Source organism: Halorhabdus utahensis DSM 12940 (assembly GCF_000023945.1).
GTDB classification, from domain to species: domain Archaea; phylum Halobacteriota; class Halobacteria; order Halobacteriales; family Haloarculaceae; genus Halorhabdus; species Halorhabdus utahensis.
This window is the reverse complement of sequence record NC_013158.1, coordinates 467,488-486,868: the sequence shown is the minus strand read 5'-3', so window position 1 is coordinate 486,868 and position 19,381 is coordinate 467,488. Positions and strand designations below refer to the sequence as shown.

Genomic DNA, 19,381 nt, shown 5'->3' with positions numbered 1-19,381 from the left:
ACTCGTTCGGGAGGCGAAACTGGTTCAGTCACGAGGATGAATCCATTTGGGAATATGATTGTTATTCTCAGCTTGCGGGCGGTAAGCAATGTCTGACGACATCAATGGCTGGCGAAAATGCAGATTGATAAATTAGCGGATGGATGTGGACTGATTGCCCTGCATGCAGCCGATTTGACCTGTGAGTTACTGACAGATATGGCCATTTACCGACTGTTCAAGGATCGAAATGATTGGTTTACCCGCTGTGAGTATCGGTCGTGTCTCGGGCAACGGCCGTCCGAATCGTCTCGACGACAAGTCGCCTGTCTCTCTCGTCGACGTATGGGTGGGTTGGGAGCGTGAGGATGTGCCGCTGGAGTTTCCCGGCACCGGGGAACGATGTGGGATCGATCATGGGCCAGTCATACAGCGTCGTGGCCTGTATTCCAGCCTCGTTGAGCGCCTGGCCGATCCGATCGCGAAGCGGTTGCGTCTCGGCAATTAGCGGGAATCTGACGTACTGATGTCTGGTGAGTCCGCCGATCGGGTCGATACTCCTCACCTTCGGGCAGGTCGACAGCGCTTCGGTGTAGAACTGTGCCGTCTTCGCGCGCTGCTCCCGATTGTCTTCGAGGCGGTCGAATACGCGGCTGGCGATCGCGCCCTGGAAATCGGACATTGTCGCAAACGGCGGGTCGTATTCGACTGCAAATTTGGATTCTGGATGCGTCGTGGGTCGCCAGTTCAGCCGTCCGAATCGGTCGAGCCATTCTTTCGCCCGCGTGTAGGCGTAGTACCGGCGTGGCCGGGATAGGAGCGCATAGCCGGTGATTGCGCCGACGTTGGCCCTGGTCCGGGAGCGTCCTTGATCGCTAAAGGCGAGATCAGGATTTTGACTGAGTATCATTCCGCCACCGACCGGAATCGGCTTTCCCTGCTGGAAGTTCAACACCGCACAGTCGCCGAACGTGCCCAGGCGCTGTCCCTTGTATTCAGTCCCTGGCGCGTAGCCGAGCGCCTCGATGAGAAAGACGTCCCGATCCGAACACGTCTCCGCAAGGGTCTCCATCGGTGACGTGTATCCAAGGACGTTGACGGCGACGACGGCGAGTGTGTGTTCAGTGACCGCCGCTTCGATGGCGGAGGGGTTTGCAGCGAGAGTGGTTGGATCGACGTCATACCGAGCCGCTTCGAGACCGACACCTTCGATCGTCTCGGGGAAGTCCGGACTGCAGAACGCGGGAATGAGGACCTCGCGACACTCGTCTGGCGTATTGGCACGCAGTTCGTGAACGCAACTGGCAAGCGCGCGGCGGTAGGACGTGTACGTCGCGGACGTATCGGCGTCGAAAAACGCTTCCATATCCCGTTGGAACCCGTCACGTGCCTTTCTTCGTATACTGTCGAGGAGGCCGCTGCAGACGTCTCGTAACGCAATCGGCGTTATGGCCGGTGGAACTAACCGCCATCGGCGGGGTCGTTCCACGCGATCGTCCTCGACACCGTCTTCCAGCCGGTTGATCGTCCGTGCGTCGTGCTGTTCCATCTATTCACATGGGCAGACGGACTGTTTACAAGGGTATACTCTTCTTACTGGGGTCCTAGGCAGTTCACCAGCACCCAACTTCTCGTGATCCCGTCCGTCCAGGGAGGCACTTCGCCGCAGGAGTCGTCCGACGGTGCTTCAGTGGGAATCCCTGGTCACTCGAACGTCTGTGAGCAGACTCGATAACTGTCCGACGATCGGCAGATTTATCAACCAGACTTCCTTAAACAGTTACACGCTGGGGGAATAGAGTTTGAAGGCAGGGGTCAGTCGATGATTTGGGGGACCAATCCCGTAGATATGTTGCATTCACGCCGATACAAACGGTATCAACACACCACCAATCTGCGTTGAGCCGTAAAAACTCTCTTTCCAGTAAGTAAGTGATGCTTAACTATGGTACAACAGAAGGGGGATCCTACTGACGAGCGGGGGACTGACACACGAGAGAGAACACTCAGTCGTCGCCGGCTATTGCAGCTTTCCGGCGGCGGGCTTGTCGCTTCCACGGTCGTCATGTCTCGCGGTGACGCCCAGGAGCAATCAGATCGACTCGAGATCGTCGCTCCGGAAGGGATAGACATCCAGTATCAATTCACCTGTGGCGACACTGTCGCGTTGCTCGAGGAAAACAGCGTGACTGACGCTGAGACGTACGAAGAACACATCCAGAAGAACGACGACGGGATGTGGAAGGTAACCGGATCGACCGCCGATGGATACGCAGATGCGTTCGAACTCGACGGCGACGTTCACTCCTTTCAGGTTGACGGTGGCGATTATCAACTCTACCGAAACGGTAATGCGATCTCGCGTGAGGAACTGGTCGAACCGCCGACCAGGCGACTCGAGATCACGACGCCGCCGGACGGCTCTGTCACGTACTCGTTACGGACGACGGGCGAGATCTTCAGGGTGATCAACGACACCGATCTCACCGCGGAGACGAGCAACGAAGACGTCGCAAAAAACGACGACGGAACCTGGACGGTGACCGGTCGGACGGGCAACGGTTACGGCGACACGATCGAGTTTCTCGGTAACGTCGTCGAGTTTACGCCACTGGAGGGGCAGTTCTCGCTCTCGCTCGACGGGCAGACGGTCTCGACGTATGAACTGGCCGGAGTGAACCTGCCGGAGCATAGCTATTCATTCGAGGGGACCGGCGACACCCCGGCAGAGTATTATCTCGAAGTCCAGGACGGTGGCGATCTCATCGCCTCGACGAAAGACGGCGCAGTCATCGAATCGGATTTTCACTGGATCAGCGACGACGGGACCAGAGCGGCCGGCCGTGTCGACCCTGGGGAACGTCACGCTTACCGATTCGACAATCTGGTTGTGGACGTTACCATCGACGGCGATGCGAGCGCGTTCGTCGACGGCCGTCCCTCGGATCTCAGTCGATACCCACAGGCGGGTGCCGCGGGAGACGATTGGAAACACGGCTTCCCCTGGCAGCAGGGAGCTGATGCAACAACGCTGGGTGGCGGAGCGGGATATGTGGACACGATCAGCAAAGCTGCCGCCGACACCGTGGCCAGAACACGTGGCGGACTAAAGCGAGCGCTCGCGAGTGCGGCGTCGGGTGACGTCGTGTTCCTGGCCAATGACATCAACCTCGGCAGGACCGAACTCACCGTTCCGCCCGGCGTCACCCTTGCGAGTGATCGGGGCGTCGATGGGTCGCCCGGGTCACTGATATACACTAACTGGACAGGGACCTGTCAGATTCGCGCCCAGGAGCGCTCACGCGTCACCGGGATCCGGCTGCGTGGACTGCATCCGGGTCAGACAGTCACGGAATCGAATCCGATCGATTTCGCTGCCCCGGAATTTGCCATTCAGTGCGAAGGTCGGGACATCGAGATCGACAACTGTGAGTTATGGGGTCACGCCAATCGGGCCGTCCACGTCAACGAAAACGCGCCGAACGCACACGTCCATCACAGCTATATCTACGACAACAACGCCCAAGGACTGGGATACGGTGTCGCGATGGAGGCCAATGCCCTGGTCGAGTACAACTACTTCAACAATAACCGTCACAGCGTCTCGGCGGCCCCGTCGACGAGTTATATCGCCCGGTACAACCACTTCGGGCCCAAAAGCGTCCGACACATCATCGACGCGCACGACCCCTACAGCGGCACCGCTGTCTGGGAACACAACATCGTCGAGAACGACGAGCCCCGGACAGCGGATGGCGAGCCGAACTGGGGGTGTGCTGGCTACGGCAACGGCATCACGGCAGACGGACGTATCACCATCCGTGACAACTGGTTCTTCCTGAAAACCCACGCGTTCCAGGACATCCCAGGCCAGGCCCCCGTCGAGAACGACGGCAACTTCTACGGCTCCGAACGGGCCCACGACCCGTCAGCAGTCATCCCTGGTCACCCGGGCATGGGCGACCGGCCCTGGGACTGATTGCTCCGGACTCGCTTACATACCATCCGTCGTGTAGACTGTTCCTCGCTTTACGATCTCGACTGCGGCAAGCGGAAACGACTCCGGTGGTGCTGGCGGATCGAACAGTCCCCTGACGAGCCCGACGACGCCGACTGCTTTTGCCAGGAGTATCCGGATGGCATCCCGGACGCCGAGCCGAACGGTCAGAAGTACCACAGCAAGGGTCGAGAATCCGAGCCACGACAGCAGTATCAACGGAAACAGGATCGAGACGACGCCGGCACAGAGCCACGCGAGCAGCGCCAGCCGATATCTGATCCGAGAGAGGTGCTTCGCGAGTAGCTGTTTCGAACCGGCCGACCTTCGCAACGCCTGTCCGGTGCCGAACGTGTAGCCACGTCGCCACCGTCGCAGGATTTCCGGGGCAGAAGCGGTTCGAGGCGGGTGGTCCCCGGCCACTTCCGGGAGACGTCGCAGTTCGTACCCTGCGGCGGACAGTTCGAATCCCAGGTGGATGTCCTCGAGGGACTGCAGGTACGGATCGAACCCGCCCACTGCATCCAGTGCCTCGGCCCGATACAGCGCAACTCCACGGACAGCCTCGACGTGTGTTGTCGTCTCGATAGCCGACGGCGTATTGAGGTGCCCGTCAACGGCTGCGACAGTCGGCTGCGCATCGAGCACGTCGAGTGCCCGTCCGAGCCACTCGGCGTGAATCACCATGTCACCGTCGACGAACAGCACGCGCTCGCCGCGAGCGATCTTCGTTCCCACGTACCGGCCTGCGCCCGGCGTCGTGAGCTCGTCATCCGCGATCCGAGCGACCGTAATCGGGTACTCGGTAGCGATGTCGACGGTCCCATCCGTCGAGTTCGAATCGACGAGAATCACCTCGAAGTCGACCCGGTCGCGACACGACGAGATGACCGATTCGATACACGCTTTGATCCGATCCGCTTCGTTGTAGGTCACGATCACGACCGAGAGTTCGATCGGCCCCGTCGAGCGACCCGTCTCTCGTTGTACCGTTGCGTCGGCGGCCGCGGTACTGTGGATTCCGTCGTTGACATTCCCCACCTGGACGCTCATCCTCCGAAACAGGGGCCGTCGGGTTCTTGGTTATGAATCGGCTACTCCGGCGACCGCGGTACAGTGGCGGGCTACGGCGGGTGAATGTCGAATGGAAGGGGCACCTGTTCGAGAATTTCGAGGACCTCATCGACGTCGATTGCCCGTGTCACCAGCGCGATAGCGGCGAAAACCACGAGGCCGAGTACCGGAACCACGACCAGTGAGACGATGTCGCTGCCGATGAGGCTGTCGGCAAGGAAGATCGTCACGCCAGTAGTTATGGTAGTGAGAGCGATCCGAACTGGGCGGAAATCAACTAACGGATCGTATCCGGTGCGTCTCGCAGCCCACACGAGCAACACGAACATCGAACCATAGGAGACGCTGGTTGCTGTCGCCGCCCCGTTTAGCCCGAAGAGTGGGATCAAGGCGCCGTTCAGGACGACGTTGATCGTCGCGGCCGCACCGGTGGCGAGGATGAGCGTCTTGAGTTCCCCGGAGCCCTGACAGATCGCCAGAAGCGGTCGTGCAATCGCGAACCCCACGGCTCCCGGAAGCAACAGGAGGAGCGGCACGGTGCTTACCATGAAGGCTTCGCCGTAGTAAAGCGGCACGACGCGATGAGCGAGCGTGGCAAGCCCCACAGCCATGAGGAGAATGAGCAGCGTCGTATAGCGGGTGATCCGTCCGGCGAGTTCGGTAATCTGCTCGTATCGTTCCTCGCTCCAGAGACTCGAACTCGAATGCAACAGGAGGCTCTGGAGGACGATCGGGACGATCCAGAGGTACTCTGCCAGTGCCAGCGCGGCCTTGTAGTAGCCCGTCGCCTCGTCACCGACTACCGTTCGGACCATGATGATATCGACGTGAAACAGCGACATCACGAAGAGCACGAGCACGACGTTGAGTACGTTAAAGGAGAGAAATTCCCGGTAAGAGACTGTCCGCGGAAACGAAAACAGTTTCCGGACGGAGATCCGCGTCACGATGGCGTATCCACCGACGAGTGCGACGAGCGCGTTTGCGACGATGTGTCCGAACAACATTCCGAAGACGCCCAGCCCTGAGAGGACGAGCGCGATACCGACGACGACGGTGACTGATTTCTTGAGGACTTCGAGCGGCCCCTTGATGTGTTCGAGTCCGAAGCCAAGGACGGTGTGCATCGCAAGGCCGCGGAACTGACCGACGACGATGAAGCCGGCGAGTACGTAGAAGTAAAACGAAAATCCCTCGCCGAAGGTAGCTCCAACACCCAGCCACGTCACGATCACGAGGATGACGCTCCCGGCAAACGCTAACAGCAACGCCAGCACCAGGTAAAACTGCAGGACACGTTCGATCCAGTCGTCGTCCTCGCGGTCCTCCGCGACGAACTTCTGGACACCCTCGGTGATTGCCGCGCTGATCGGGATCATGTACAACGAGTACACCGAGAGCAAGACGGCGTAGTCCCCGTAGCGGCCGGGGCCGAGCAGTCGCACGATGATCGGCGTCGAAATCACCGCGATCACTGTCGTCATCACTTTCGGCCCGAGCAGGGAGAGAAACCGGCGAAAGAGACGCGTCGTTCCGATCACGGTAGTCGGCCCCCGGGATTCACACACCGCCGTATCGGCCAGGACAGTCGTAGCCGGATCTCTCCGAGAGGTCCGACGGGTGAACGCTGGCTGGCAGCCGGCACGTGGAACCTCCTACTGACACTCACTCGTGGCTCTGGACTATCTCGTCGCGTGCCACGCGTAGTTATTGGTTGTTTACTACCCCACTCGGCACGGGGATTCTCCGGTCGCCTCACAGTGATCCAGCCAGTATTTTCTCACGGTGTTCGTCGACCGATCTGTCTTCGAACGGGACGACGCCGAACGGCTTGGCGCGGAATTTTGGACTATTGGGCGGCAATAAGACGGATTTCCTGGATCGGCGACCGGTGGTAGGCCGTCGTTTACTCGCATCGCATCCGAGGTTTCGTCGACCTCCTCGCATGTATCCGATCGAATCCGGGTTTCGAACCGCCAGTCACCCGTCCTGCCGTCGCCCTTGCTGGCAAGGTTGCGCGCTTGCTCGAGTCGCCGTTCCCATCGGTGCTGCATCGTCCGATCAGAGGATATCGAGGAGCGCTTCGAGGTGCGGTATCTCACGATCGGGTACCGCCGCGTCGGTCTTCGGTTCGAGGTCGCTGTAGCGGCCGCGACGGAGTCGAACCGTCGTCATCCCGAGATGGTTGGGATTTTCGAAATCGAACCGCGGATCGTCTCCGACGTACACTGCAGCGTCGGCCGACACCGAGAGTGTCGAGAGGACCCGCTCGAACGGCTCGGATTCGCGCTTGGACGACTCGATCGTTGGTGTGACCACCACTGCGTCGAAGTACGATCGGATGCCGAGGCGACGGAGTTTGGCGTGACCTCCACGCCCGTCCGTGATGAGTCCCAGTCGGTAGCCCTCGCTTAATGTCGAGAGGACCGGCTCCGTCTCCGGATACGGTGACAGCGGTGTATTTGCGTCGTGGTAGGCATCGACGAGGTCGTCGACCAGCTTCGAGTTGCGGTCGTGGCGGTCGAGCAGTTGGTCGAACGTCCCGTCGGTGATCCCCTCGGTGAAGTACAGCCGCAGCAACTCCTCGTGTACCTCCTCGCCGGTCCGGGCTTCGAGACGGTCGGCCGCCGCACGGAGCCCCGCCCGCGCGTATTTCCGGTACGCAAAGAGCGTGTCGTCGAGGTCGAAACAGACTGCCCGAATCGTCATCGTTGCCGGGTACACCCCCACCGTGGTTCGATCATCGGCCCCACTCCCACTGACACGGGTTCATCGGGTCGCCATCCTGTTCGTGACCCCGTCCGGATCAACGTGGAAGGAGTCGCCACCGGGTGATCGGAACACCTCGTTCCAGTATCGGGTCATCGACGTTTCCCACTCGATATCGACCGACGGAATCGGCTCTTCGAGTGCGTGCTTGAGACCCAGATACGGCAGGTTCACCCCGGCACCGACACACATGATGATCGTCCCGGCGACACGGGGATTGATCTCGATGAGCTTCGGATTCCCGTCGGCGTCGTACTTGAACTGGAGGTTGACGTTGTACTCCAGGCCGAGCTTCTGGCATATCTCGCCCGCTTCCTCGATGAGGCGATCGTTCTCTTCGACGACGCCCTGAAACGAGATGCCGGCCCGTGTCTTGGCCCGCGAGCGCGGGACCACGGGGCCGACGGAATCACCCATCGCGAGCGCGTCGACGCTGTACTCCTCACCCGGGAGGTACTCCATGACGACGAGTTTGGGGAAGGGATCGGCCTCGGCCAGTACCGGACGGATCTCCTCGAACGTCGTGGTCGTCGCACTCGGCTTCTCGTCGAGCAACTGGGTTAGCTGATCGGCATCCTCGTCGAGCACCCGGAAGCCCCGCATGCCGCTCCCGACGACCGGCTTGAAACAGACCGGGTTGTCGGGATATTCGAGCGCTTGCACCGCATCGACGAACGACGCCTCGTCCTCAACCCGGCAGAACCGCGGCGCGGAGTCGAAACCGTGCTTGTCGAGAAACGCGTACAGTGCGGCCTTGTCGTTCGCGATCGAAAGTATCTCCGCGGCGGAAACCATGACGCTCGCGGGAACGTCCTCGCGGTGGGTCGCCAGCGGCTGTAGCTCGTCGGTCGTCAGCGGCAGGACGACGTCGACGTCTTCCTTCGTGACGATGTCGGCGATCCGGGTCACGTACCCGTCGTCAGTCCCTGCTGGAACCCGGTAGGACGCGTCCACGAGCGAGAACCCGTAGGCGTCGGGATCCATGTCGACGCCGACGATGCGGACGTCGCGTTCCTCGGTCAATCGAAGGCTCCTGATGATGCCCCAGGCACCTGGTGCGCCGGCCCCGGTCATGAGAACGGTCACGTCGCTTCTGTTGGTTCGTGTGGCTGTCGATGATTCACTCATGCTTGTCTCCCTCTTCGGTCAGGTCGTCCGTCTCGACGTCTCCCGCACTCCCCCGATCATCGCGTCTTCGGTTGTTTCGAAAGCGTCCGGAGTCACACCCATCGTATTTCACTTCGTCTGAACCGCCGTCGGGATGGGGGTTCGAGGGTGTTACCGACGCCGATCCGTCAGTTTGTGCCGGCTCGGCCGATGGATCGTCCGGCGCTGTCGGTGCGTCCGTCGCTGCCGCTTGGTCGCCTTCGGCCCCGGAAGCTGGTTCGACTTGTCGTTCCAAGGACTCGTTGTCAGCGCGATCAAGTATTCCCGCGTAGAGAAAGACCAGTGCTCCGGTCAGCGCCGAGAGGAACCACGTCCCCGCCGTTCCAGTCCGGCGAGACAACGCGGCGAAAACACCGGCGAGGCCCGTGCTCAACCCCCCCACTCCGAGGAGATACAGCGGCGCAATGGGGTTGTAGGATTCGAGCAGGTACTTCTCCCGGAGTCGCCAGCAGAAGTCCCGTAACAGCATCAGTGATACCCGCGGGATGTACTCACTGTAGTCGATGTGGCTCTTCCAGCCGTCGGTGTATGCGAACGTTGAGCACCGGGGGACGTCCGCGATTCGGACGCCGGCCACGTTGAGCCGGACGAGCAGGTCGTTGCAGTAGCCGTAGTACTCGTACATCCCTTCGATGTCCGTCTCCCGGAGTGCCGCTAGGGAGATGGCGGTATAGCCGTTCTGGGAATCCATACTCTCCCAGTAGCCGCTCGCGATCTTGGTGAGATACGAGAGGACGACGTTCCCAAAGAGGCGAAACCGGGGCATTGCGGCGCGGTCTTCGGGTCGGGCAAACCGATTGCCCTTCGTATACTCCGCGATACCGTCGACGATGGGATCGACGTATCGTGTGAGTTCCCGCGGGTCCATCTGGTTGTCGCCGCCCAGGACGACGGTCACGTCGATCTCCTCCTCACGAGCACGCAGATATCCCGTTTTGATCGCTCCGCCGACCCCCCGGTTCTCGTCGTGCTGGATCGGGACGATGAGCCGATCGAAATGCCCGTCGTGAGCGTCGTTGCGTTCGGTGGCGTGGCGTCGGATCTCCGCCCACGTGTCGTCGGTCGACCCGTCGTCGACGACGTACGCCCGGTCAATGAACGGCGGTAACCCGTCGATGACGTCGCCGACGTACCCTTCTTCGTTATACGCTGGAACGACCGCGGCGATGGTGTGTTCTCTATACATCGTTCGGTCCTGTCATGACTCTACTCACTGGCTGTACGCCCCCTCACAGAACTCCCGTTGGGCCTTTCGGTCGACACGAAGGCACGCTTCGGTCACGTTGCGGTCGACGCACTCCTCGAACTGACGATCGGTCTCCCCCCATAGCCCGGGATGGGTAAGAATCTGGACAGTCGAGGAGAGATCGGTGACCGACGGCGTCGAGTCTCGCCAGCGTTGTCCGGAATCGGCAACGTACTCTATCTCGTTGAAGTACGCCGGGTTGTAGGTGCTGGTGAATCCGTCGAAGGAACGGCCGAGGACCCACTTCGGTGGGATGTGAAACGAGACGGTCCGTGGTGTCTGTTCGAGCACTGTCCCAAGGATCTCACGTTCGGCCTCGACTTTCGACTCGATCGCCCCGTCTGCCGGTCGGTCGTCCCAATATTCGTGCGTGCTGAAGTGTAGCGCCACCTCGTGACCGAGCGATTCGATCGCTTGCAACTTGTCACGGACCGCTCCTTCGAGCGGGTTGTAAAGCGGGGACGTGAGTAGGACGCAATAGGTCGCTTCGATCCCGCGCTCCGCTTCGATACGCGCTGTGGTCAGGGCCTTCTCGATCGAGAGATCGACGTCGTGTCGGAGCAACACCGTGTTCGATTCGACGGCCTCCGAGAACGTCCGGAAGGCGTATCCCTCGTGCTGGAGGCGGTCCAGGAGCGCCCGATACCAGTCGTACGTGAATTCGAGACTGGGCAGCAATCGGTCAATCTGTCTTTCCATCCTTTCTCAGCAGAGGCGGGTCTCTCGATTAGTAATTCATCGCCTACTGCGTTCGAGCTGGGAGTAGGCGGGCTTTTCCAGCGCCACTGACACCGACGGATTACCTCACACGGTGCCGAACGGTGGTGCATGCGCGCCGGAAAACCGCTGTCCCCGGCGTTCCTTCGACGATCCAGAGCGCGAGAGTCATCCCTGGAAGCAGGGCATACAGGACGAGTACATCGAGGGGATTCATCGCTCGTACTGCTGCGATGAACTCCTGGATGTAGACGAGTCCACGGCCGAGACCGTAATCGGCGTCGTAGGCTGTCGTTTCGACCAGTGGCCAGAGGACACGGACGAACAGCGGTTGTCCACCTGCCCGTAGCGGGTTCACCACGTCGGCGACCAGATGCGACCAGTACCCGATAATGAATCCCGCGCTCTCGCGGACGCGTCCCCTTCGCCGGCCAAGCGCAAGTGCGGCCACGCCGACGGGGAGCGCCACGAACACGGAATGGGCGATGGCGAATCCGGTCGGAAACAGGCCAAGCCCCCACGCGAGGGACTTGTCGACCACGTCCGGCAGCTGTGTGGCGAGCCCAAGGGCGACCGTGTCACTATCCCCCGGTGGGTCCCGGCCCAGCAGACGGTACCCGAGCGAGTACCCGAGGTACCCGAGGGCGGCGTGCTCCCACGGCCACATTCAACCGATCATCCTCACTGCACCTGGAGTGCAGCGTTGCGTACGGCATCACTGATGTGCTCGACATCTGCCGCCGAGAGGTCGGGATGCACCGGCACTGAGAGAACCTCCTCGGCTGCCCGTTCGGCGACCGGGATGTCGGGGTCGTAGGCCGCGTACGGCTCGAGGTCCGGAATCGGGGTCGGATAGTAGATCGCCGTCCCGATGTCGGCCGCTTCGAGCTGTTCGCGGACCCGTTCGCGGTCGGAACACCGAACTGTGTACTGGTGGTAGGCGTGGCGCGCGCCCGACGGTTCTGCCGGCGGGGTGACGCCTGGTACTTCCTCGAGTGCCGCAGTCAGCGTCGACGCGTTGTCCCGACGTGCCGCTATCCAGTCGGGGAGCCGTTCCAACTGGACGCGACCGATTGCGGCCGCCATACTCGTCATGCGGAGGTTGTGGCCCACCCGTTCGTGAGCGTACGGGGCGTCTTCGCTTGCCCGTCCGTGGTTGATGTAACTCGCGGCTCGGTCGGCGACCGCCTCCTCGTCCGTGAGGACCATTCCGCCCTCGCCAGTCGTCATGTTTTTGGTCGGGTAAAAGGAGAACGCCGCGGCGTCCCCGAAGGTGCCAACGTAGTCTCCCTGGTACATCGCACCGTGAGCCTGTGCAGCATCCTCAACGAGAGCGACGTCCTCTTCGTCGGCAATCTCAGCGAGTTCGGCCATCGCCGCCGGCAGACCGTAGAGGTGGACCGCAAGGATCGCATCGGCGTCGACCTCGCGGACGATTTCTCGGGTTTTCTCGGGATCAAGGTTGTACGTCTCGGGATCGATGTCGGCGAAGACGGGGTCGGCCCCGACCAGCCGGATGGCGTTCGAACTCGCGACGAACGAGAACGGCGTGGTGACGACCCGATCGCCGTCGCCGATACCGAGCCCCTCGAGCGCAGCCACCAGCGCTGCGGTGCCGTTCGCGGTGGCGACGGCGTGGTCGCTCCCGCAGTAGGCGGCGAATTCAGATTCGAAGTCCCGGACTTCCGGACCGTCAGCGACCATTCCACTTTCCAATATCGCCTGAACGGCTTCCTGTTCTGCCGTCCCGAACGTCGGACTGGCAACGTGGATCACGCGACGTTCCCCCCGCTGAGTTCCTCCGGCAGCGGTTTGATTTCGGCGGGAACGCCGACGGCGAGACGACGCGGTGGAACGTCCTGCGTAACGACGGCCCCAGCGGCGACAAAGGCACCGTCTCCGATGGTGACTCCGGGCAAGATCGTCGCGTTCGCCCCGACCGAGACGTCGTCGCCGAGCGTCGGCCCATCCAGGTCGACATCGACACGGAGCGGATAGGGGTCGTTAGTCAGGACGGCGTTCGGTCCCAGAAAGACACGGTCTCCGATCTCGCTCCCCGGCGGAACGTACACTCCAGTCTGAATACTCACATCCGATCCAACTGTCACGTGACCGTCGAGAACTGACTTCGTCCCGAGGATAACGTCGTCCCCGATCGTCGTCTGTTCGCGGACGAGCGCATCGTGGCCAGTCGTAAAGCCGGAGCCGATCTCGACGTCACAGTACACCATCGTTCCTTTCCGGATCGTCGCGTCTTCCCCGATGATCGCCGGGCTGGCGTCCTCGTCGTACTCGTAGCCAACAGTCGTCTGCGCGTCGGTATGGATGTCGTCACCGACTTTCGCGCGGGTCATCGTTCCTCCCTGTCGCGTCCGTGGACGTGCGAAGTTGTGTTCACCGTCATGGTCTGTATACTGGCAAGCGGCCGGTTTTGTGGGACCGGCACCGTCGCCGCCAGCGTCGACCGTCGGTAATCCGGATACGCGCTTTGTTATGCAGCGCCTTCGCTCCATCCCTGCACTTACTTGATCGCCCTGACTCTGGGCCACCCGGCAGATTGACGAACGGGCAGGTGGGCGCCCTACAGGTTGCACTCCACGGCGAGATTCCGGGCGGCACGCGAGAGCTCGTGGGTCTCTCGATCGTGACGCTCCAACCGGGCGAGCCGCGCCCTGCTATCGGCGATCCGACCCGGATACTCATCGGAGACGTCGACTGTCTCTCGGTGATCGTTCTCGAGGTCGAACAACGACTGCTTGTCCTCGTGTTCGACATACTTGAACCGTGGATATCGAACTGCCTGGTGTGTGCCGTACTCACACCGGGAAACCACGCCGGTATCGGCGACGGTTTCGGGAGTGAAAGCCCCTTCGCGGGCGATGGTGAGTGCGACCTCCGGAATGGTCGCGAGCGAGGTCGGTTCGGTGATCGTCCCCGTCGTGCCGGCGTTCGAGACGACGTAGGGAACGTGTATGTTCTCCTCGTACAGTTCCCGATGATGGTGACCGTAGTTGTCGTGCTCGTTGAACGATTCGCCGTGATCCGAGTGGACTATCATCACCGGATCGTCCGACGCTAGATCCGAGCGGATTCGTTGGAGGAAGCCGTCGACCGATCGAACTGTGTCCCGATAGCTTCGCTGCATCGACTCACGGGCGCGAGTCGACACTGTTTCGGCGTGTCCCCGCATGACTTTCTCGGTCCGGGCCGTGTTGAGATACATTCGAAGCAGTGACTGTTCCTGACGGTATGTGCGCGTGGGCAGGAACGGAAAGTGGGTGTCCAGCAGGAAGACCCACAGAAAGTACGGCTCCGAGAGGCGACGGCGAACCGCGTCGAGTTCGTCGTAGAACTGCTGCCACCGGGTGAAAAACGAGTTGCCGGAAAGCATGTCAAGCGTTAGCTCGACGGGCTTGCTCGTCTCGTCGACTCCTGGCGTCCGGCTCAGCAACGTATGGAGTCTACTGTCGGCTGGCTCACCGGCGAGATCGGCAAAGTAATCGAACCCCCGATCGAACCCCGAGGCTGCCGACGCCCAGAGGTTGGGGCTGAAACCGGCCGTCGAGTAGCCCAGTTCCGTCAACCGCTCGGGAAGCGATGGATGCCGACGGAGGTGCCCGTCGATCGCGGCAAGGCGACGCTTCCAGTTTGTCTCGCCAGGATACGTTTCCAGATCGCCTGTCGGCCGATGATGGCTGGTAAACACGGCCGGCATCGACGAGAAGGTTTGGGGTCCGGGTGCGATGGCTGTCTCGAACGTGACGCCATCGTCGGCGAGTTCGTCCATCGTCGGCGTGAGTCCGCGGTCGTCACCCAGGAATCCGCAATGATCGGCCCTGAGACTGTCGATCGAGACGAGGACGAGGTTTGGGCGGGTTTCACTCATCGGTTTCTCTGGCTGGGGCCTGGTCGTGGGCAACTCCTGCTGGTAATTGCGTTGTGACGGACATCGTCTGGTCTGGACTCTGTGGCTGACACTGTTTTGTTAGTCAGGGACATCCGCCGGACTGATCGGATCGGCTACCCCACATCCCGACGACACTGAAACCACGCAGCAAAACCCTGTCTGGTGACACGGTATGGTGTGTTTACTATGCCGTCCGCGTGGACCGAGATGGGGGAGGCATGATCACACTTGACGGATAGTATGTAGCCCATTACTATCCCGTCTGGTGGCGTCCTCTGGCCGTGCCGGAGCATGGTTCCACCGTGGAGATGCACATACTCAATCTCGTCACGAACCCGAACGCACAGTTCTTCCAGCAGCAGGTAACGGCTCTCGAACGCAGGGGGATCACGGGGGAGACGCTTGCCGTCCCGGGAGAGCGACTGACGACGGATACGGGAACGAGCTCCCGATCGATCGTCGATTACCTTCGATTCTATCCACGCGTCCTCCGGGAGTCCCGTGGCTCGTATGACCTCGTTCACGCCAATTATGGCTTGACGGCACCAGCGGCCCTGGCCCAACCGAGACGTCCGGTCGTCCTATCGCTGTGGGGATCGGATCTCTTCGGCGAGTTCGGGTGGCTGAGTCGATGGTGTGCGAAACGCGCCGACGCGGTCATCGTAATGACCGATGAGATGGCCGAGGAACTCGACACGCCGACGACGGTCATCCCCCATGGCATCGACCTGAACCTGTTCCGGCCGATCCCACAGGACGCGGCGCGCGAGCTGGTCGGCTGGCGAGACGACGCTGCCCACGTCCTCTTTCCGTACTCGAAACAGCGCCCGGTGAAGGACTATCCACGCGCCGAGTCGGTGGTCTCTGGGGTCCGTGAACGACGGGACGCCGACGTCGTCCTCCAGACGTTGCATGACGTCCCGCACGCCCGCATGCCGCTGTATATGAACGCCGCGGACGCGCTGTTGCTCACCTCGAAACACGAGGGGTCGCCCAACGCCGTCAAGGAGGCAATGGCTTGTAACCTACCGGTCGTCTCGACCGACGTTGGGGACGTTGGCGACCGCCTCGCGCTCGTTTCTCACTCGTTCGTTTGTCGAACCGACGACGCTCTCATCGACGCGCTCTGTGACGTCCTCGAGCAGGACGATCGCTCGGGGGCCCGTCGCCACGTGGAGGATATCGGCGTCGACCGCATGAGCAAGCGGATTGGGTCGGTCTATGCATCCGTCAGTCGGTAACTGTCCACACCTGGAGAACCACGAGATCGGACCGGTCGACCCTTGCCTCCTCTCGTCGACCCGACCGCATGACTGTTCTTCGGCTGGTGTTTGCTTCGGGTCAATCGCTGTTTCACGGTCGGTACGGGGATCATAACAATCACTGGTTTCGCTGTACGTATCGCCAGTGCTACCGATACCGTACATGGCTAGTCGCGGTGACGTGAACCAGTTGCGCACGACCCCTTGTGGGCGAACGAGAACTTCCCGTTGTCGCTCTCGACGATGAGCAACCGTGGGTTCACCAAGTGGCTATCTATGGATCACGACGTAGATATTTCCGCCGCGAAGGTCGGGATCGCCGCCTCGATCCTCCTGCTCGGACTTCGGACGCTGGCCGCGCAGGCGTTCCTCCTGGTGATCCCTCTCGCGGCGGGTGTCGGGAGCGTCGTGTATCTCATCAACCGGCCGGATCGGGTGTCGAACCTCGTCAACTGGCGGAGCCGGCGACTCGAAACCGCGTCAGTCACGCTCCCGAAGTCCGTCGCCCAGTTGCTTCCCACGCTCACGTTCGTGGTGCTCGCCGGGTTCGTCGTGGCGATTCACCGCGCTGGTACCCGAACGAACCTCGTCTACCTATTGACCGCTACGGTGGGTGTGGCCATCCTGGCCCAGTTACTGTTCGTCGACGACGGCCATCTCACCCCGGCGATCATTCTGTTCGAGATACTCGTCGCCGGCACCGTCCTTCGGCTCGCTCCGCTGTACGTGACGCCGGGGTACGTCGGCATCGACAACTGGACGCACGCCACCGTCTTCATCGACGGGATCGTCCGCACGGGATCGCTCGGCCCGCTCGCCGAAAGCAAGTATATCATGGCCCCGATATATCACATCATCGGGGCGACCGGCGAACTCTTCTTCGGCAGCACCCGCGACGGTCTCTACCTGACTCTTGGGCTGTTTGTCCCGCTCTCGGCGCTGTTCATCTACGGGACCGGCAAGCTCCTCATCCCCGAGCGATGGGCGCTGCTCGCGACGGCGTTTCTCGTCTTCTCCGAACAATTCATCCGGTGGGGGATGTACATTATTCCGACAAGTCTCGGACTTGCGTTGTTCCTCGTGGTCTTTTACGCCGTGACGAGGATTTTCGTGGGATACACGGAACGGTGGGTCGTGGCCCTGCTGCTCGCGGCGAGCCTTGCGATCGTGTTCATCCACCAGGTATCGACCGCGGTCACGATCGTGTTCCTGGGGATTGCCACGCTCGTCGCCGTCACGCTCGGTCTGACAGGACGGTCTGCGTTCGAGGGCGACCGAACGGCTGGTGCACTCGGTGGTGTCTTTCTCGTCACGCTCGTGGTGACTGTCGCGTCGTGGGCGAACACGCCCTTCCCGGGGCAGGGAACGTTCCTCTGGACGGAAATCTCCGTCGTCCAGGAGGCTATGTCGACGAAGGCTGGGTTCTTGAACCTTGCCAGCACGGGGTCTGAAGCGTCCCAGATGATCGGGGGGCCTGTCGAGACCGGGACGTTGTTGGCCAAGACCGTTCCGTATATCGAACTGCTCGGCTTCGGACTCCTGTTGCTGGCGGCGGTCGTCGGCGGGCTTCACATGCTCGGCTGGAAACACGTCCCGGACCTCACGTACACCTATCTGCTGGCCGGGGGCGGACTGTTCGTGGCCGTCTTCGGCCTGTCTTTGTTCGGCTTTCGCGCACTCCTGCCCACTCGCTGGATCGCGTTCCTGTACGTCTCGATGGCCCTGCTCGGTGCCATCGGGCTGTACTATCTTTCCCGTTCCGGACATCGTCGGGTTGTCCTCGTGGTGTTTGTCCTCGTCTCGGTGGGCTACCCGACATCGATGGCCGTCGCCGAGAAAGCCACGCTCGATAACCCGGTCTTCGATGACCAGTTCAAGCGCTTTGCCTACACGGAAGCGGAGATCGCGACTGTGGATACCATCCGTGAGATGAAGCCGCCTGCCTCCGGCGCGACGGTCGCTTCGGATCACCCTTACATCGGTTTAATCGAACGGTATGGGCGATACGAAGAGCGTGCTATCAATCTCGAACTGACTCAGAAGGGTGCAGCAACGACGGCGGACGCGGTCATCTACCGGGAGTACCAATCAAGCGGTCCAGTCACGTTCCACCGGGCGGAGGGGTCCGATCTGACACAAGTACCGGCAGCTGTCGAGACTGCTGTTTGTCCGCCCGACTGGAACGTCGCCTACGCGAACGACCAGGCCAAAATCTGCACGCCCACTGGAGGAACACCGTAATGACGCCCCGTCGATTACGATTGGCCGGATTGCCGACCGACCTGTTGCTCGTGGATGCAGTGGTCACAATCACGATCGCCGGGTTTCTGCTCTTTGATCTGCCCCGGTCGGTCGAATGGCCACTCGCTGTTCTGTTCGTCCTCGTGCTTCCAGGGTACGTACTCGTGGCGGCAATGTTTCCAACCAGTCCCAATGTCCGCTGGTTGTTTGCCGTCAGACCGAACACGGATTCACCCCTCGGTCGCCCGTACGGACCGGGCTGGGCACTGCGAGTCGCGATGTCGCTACTCGGGAGCCTCCTGGTCGTCTCGACCGTCGGCATCGTCTTAAGCGCCTTCGGCGTGTTCCGCCTCACGCCTGTCGTCATCGGTATCGGTGGGATCACGTTCGCTGGTTCCATGGTCGCCTGGGTGCGCCGCCGACGAGTCCCTCCTGACTGGCGTGCTGATCCGGCCGCCGGTGGGACACCGAGCGCCATATCGCGTACGCTGGGCCTCTCTGGAATCCAGACGGTTACGTTCGGTATCGCCGTCCTGATGCTCGTCGGATCGCTTGCCTTTTTCGCCATCACGCCGAGTCCGGGCACACCCTACTCGGAAGCCACACTCGTCGCGAGTGGGGACGGTGAGACGTTCTTCGGCGAGAACGAGTCGGTGACGTTCGTCGCCGGCGAAGGGAACACGTTGCACGTCTCCCTCGGAAACCATGAGGGGCGGCCAATCACGTACACGCTCGTCGGACAGATACAGCGCGTCGGGCCGAACGGGACCGTCAACGAAACCAGGACCGTCGACCGCGGTCAGGTCTCACTTGCGGACGGTGAGACAGTTGTCATCCCCCGGCGGATCGATCCGACGATGACTGGTGAATCGCTCCGGTTACAGTACCGTCTCTACACGCAACCAGTGTCGGACGACCCCAAGCCAGCGAACGCAGCACTGACGTTGCGACACTGGATCGACGTCGTCGGAGAGAATCGATCGTAAGGCAACCGACTGGTGCTTGTCTTCCAGGCAAGCTGA

15 protein-coding genes are annotated in these 19,381 nt (G+C 61.5%); 4 read left to right on the top strand and 11 right to left on the bottom strand.

The annotated features are described in order from the left end of the window. Positions 1–238: 238 nt before the first annotated feature. Positions 239–1,528 (bottom strand): DegT/DnrJ/EryC1/StrS family aminotransferase, encoded by a 1,290-nt coding sequence (locus tag HUTA_RS02395; protein ID WP_015788254.1) that lies wholly within the window; start codon positions 1,526–1,528, stop codon positions 239–241. 396 nt (positions 1,529–1,924) lie between these two features. On the opposite strand from HUTA_RS02395, the gene HUTA_RS02390 reads away from it, so the two are divergent. Then, positions 1,925–3,958 carry a hypothetical protein gene (locus HUTA_RS02390; RefSeq protein WP_015788253.1) on the top strand — a complete coding sequence of 678 codons (2,034 nt, stop codon included), beginning with the start codon at positions 1,925–1,927 and terminating at the stop codon, positions 3,956–3,958. Positions 3,959–3,973: 15 nt separating this feature from the next. On the opposite strand, the gene HUTA_RS02385 is transcribed toward HUTA_RS02390, so the two are convergent. The 10 genes from HUTA_RS02385 to HUTA_RS02340 all read right to left on the bottom strand — a co-directional run bounded on the left by HUTA_RS02385 (position 3,974) and on the right by HUTA_RS02340 (position 14,835). Beyond that, positions 3,974–5,029, bottom strand: a complete 1,056-nt coding sequence (locus tag HUTA_RS02385) for a glycosyltransferase (protein ID WP_049941156.1) — start codon at positions 5,027–5,029, stop codon at positions 3,974–3,976. A 71-nt stretch (positions 5,030–5,100) separates the two neighbouring features. Further along, the gene (locus tag HUTA_RS02380; protein ID WP_143920317.1) at positions 5,101–6,591 is read right to left on the bottom strand and encodes an oligosaccharide flippase family protein; all 1,491 of its coding nucleotides are present in this window, start codon (positions 6,589–6,591) and stop codon (positions 5,101–5,103) included. Between the two features lie 520 nt (positions 6,592–7,111). Beyond that, positions 7,112–7,759 (bottom strand): HAD family hydrolase, encoded by a 648-nt coding sequence (locus tag HUTA_RS02375; RefSeq protein ID WP_015788250.1) that lies wholly within the window; start codon positions 7,757–7,759, stop codon positions 7,112–7,114. 60 nt (positions 7,760–7,819) lie between these two features. Next, positions 7,820–8,947: an ATP-grasp domain-containing protein gene (locus tag HUTA_RS02370; RefSeq protein ID WP_015788249.1), complete on the bottom strand. Its 1,128-nt coding sequence runs from the start codon at positions 8,945–8,947 to the stop codon at positions 7,820–7,822. Continuing rightward, entirely contained in the window at positions 8,940–10,172 is a 1,233-nt protein-coding gene (locus HUTA_RS02365; RefSeq protein WP_015788248.1) for a glycosyltransferase family 2 protein, read from the bottom strand. Before HUTA_RS02365 ends, HUTA_RS02370 begins: the two co-directional genes overlap by 8 nt. Before the next feature lie 24 nt (positions 10,173–10,196). Continuing rightward, positions 10,197–10,931 (bottom strand): polysaccharide deacetylase family protein, encoded by a 735-nt coding sequence (locus tag HUTA_RS02360; protein ID WP_015788247.1) that lies wholly within the window; start codon positions 10,929–10,931, stop codon positions 10,197–10,199. 100 nt (positions 10,932–11,031) lie between these two features. Continuing rightward, on the bottom strand, positions 11,032–11,616 hold the full coding sequence (locus tag HUTA_RS02355) for a metal-dependent hydrolase (RefSeq protein ID WP_015788246.1): 585 nt from the start codon (positions 11,614–11,616) through the stop codon (positions 11,032–11,034). Between the two features lie 14 nt (positions 11,617–11,630). Then, positions 11,631–12,725, bottom strand: a complete 1,095-nt coding sequence (locus tag HUTA_RS02350; protein WP_015788245.1) for a DegT/DnrJ/EryC1/StrS family aminotransferase — start codon at positions 12,723–12,725, stop codon at positions 11,631–11,633. After that, positions 12,722–13,303, bottom strand: a complete 582-nt coding sequence (locus HUTA_RS02345; RefSeq protein WP_015788244.1) for an acyltransferase — start codon at positions 13,301–13,303, stop codon at positions 12,722–12,724. Before HUTA_RS02345 ends, HUTA_RS02350 begins: the two co-directional genes overlap by 4 nt. A gap of 227 nt (positions 13,304–13,530) precedes the next feature. Continuing rightward, on the bottom strand, positions 13,531–14,835 hold the full coding sequence (locus tag HUTA_RS02340; RefSeq protein WP_015788243.1) for a sulfatase: 1,305 nt from the start codon (positions 14,833–14,835) through the stop codon (positions 13,531–13,533). Between the two features lie 329 nt (positions 14,836–15,164). Between HUTA_RS02340 and HUTA_RS02335 the strand changes: the two genes are divergently transcribed. From HUTA_RS02335 to HUTA_RS02325, 3 genes are all read left to right on the top strand, one after another. Continuing rightward, positions 15,165–16,097: a glycosyltransferase gene (locus HUTA_RS02335; protein ID WP_015788242.1), complete on the top strand. Its 933-nt coding sequence runs from the start codon at positions 15,165–15,167 to the stop codon at positions 16,095–16,097. A 297-nt stretch (positions 16,098–16,394) separates the two neighbouring features. After that, positions 16,395–18,359 carry a hypothetical protein gene (locus tag HUTA_RS02330; protein ID WP_049941155.1) on the top strand — a complete coding sequence of 655 codons (1,965 nt, stop codon included), beginning with the start codon at positions 16,395–16,397 and terminating at the stop codon, positions 18,357–18,359. Then, positions 18,359–19,345, top strand: coding sequence for a DUF1616 domain-containing protein (locus HUTA_RS02325; protein WP_015788240.1), 987 nt, complete (start codon positions 18,359–18,361; stop codon positions 19,343–19,345). Before HUTA_RS02330 ends, HUTA_RS02325 begins: the two co-directional genes overlap by 1 nt. Positions 19,346–19,381: the final 36 nt, after the last annotated feature.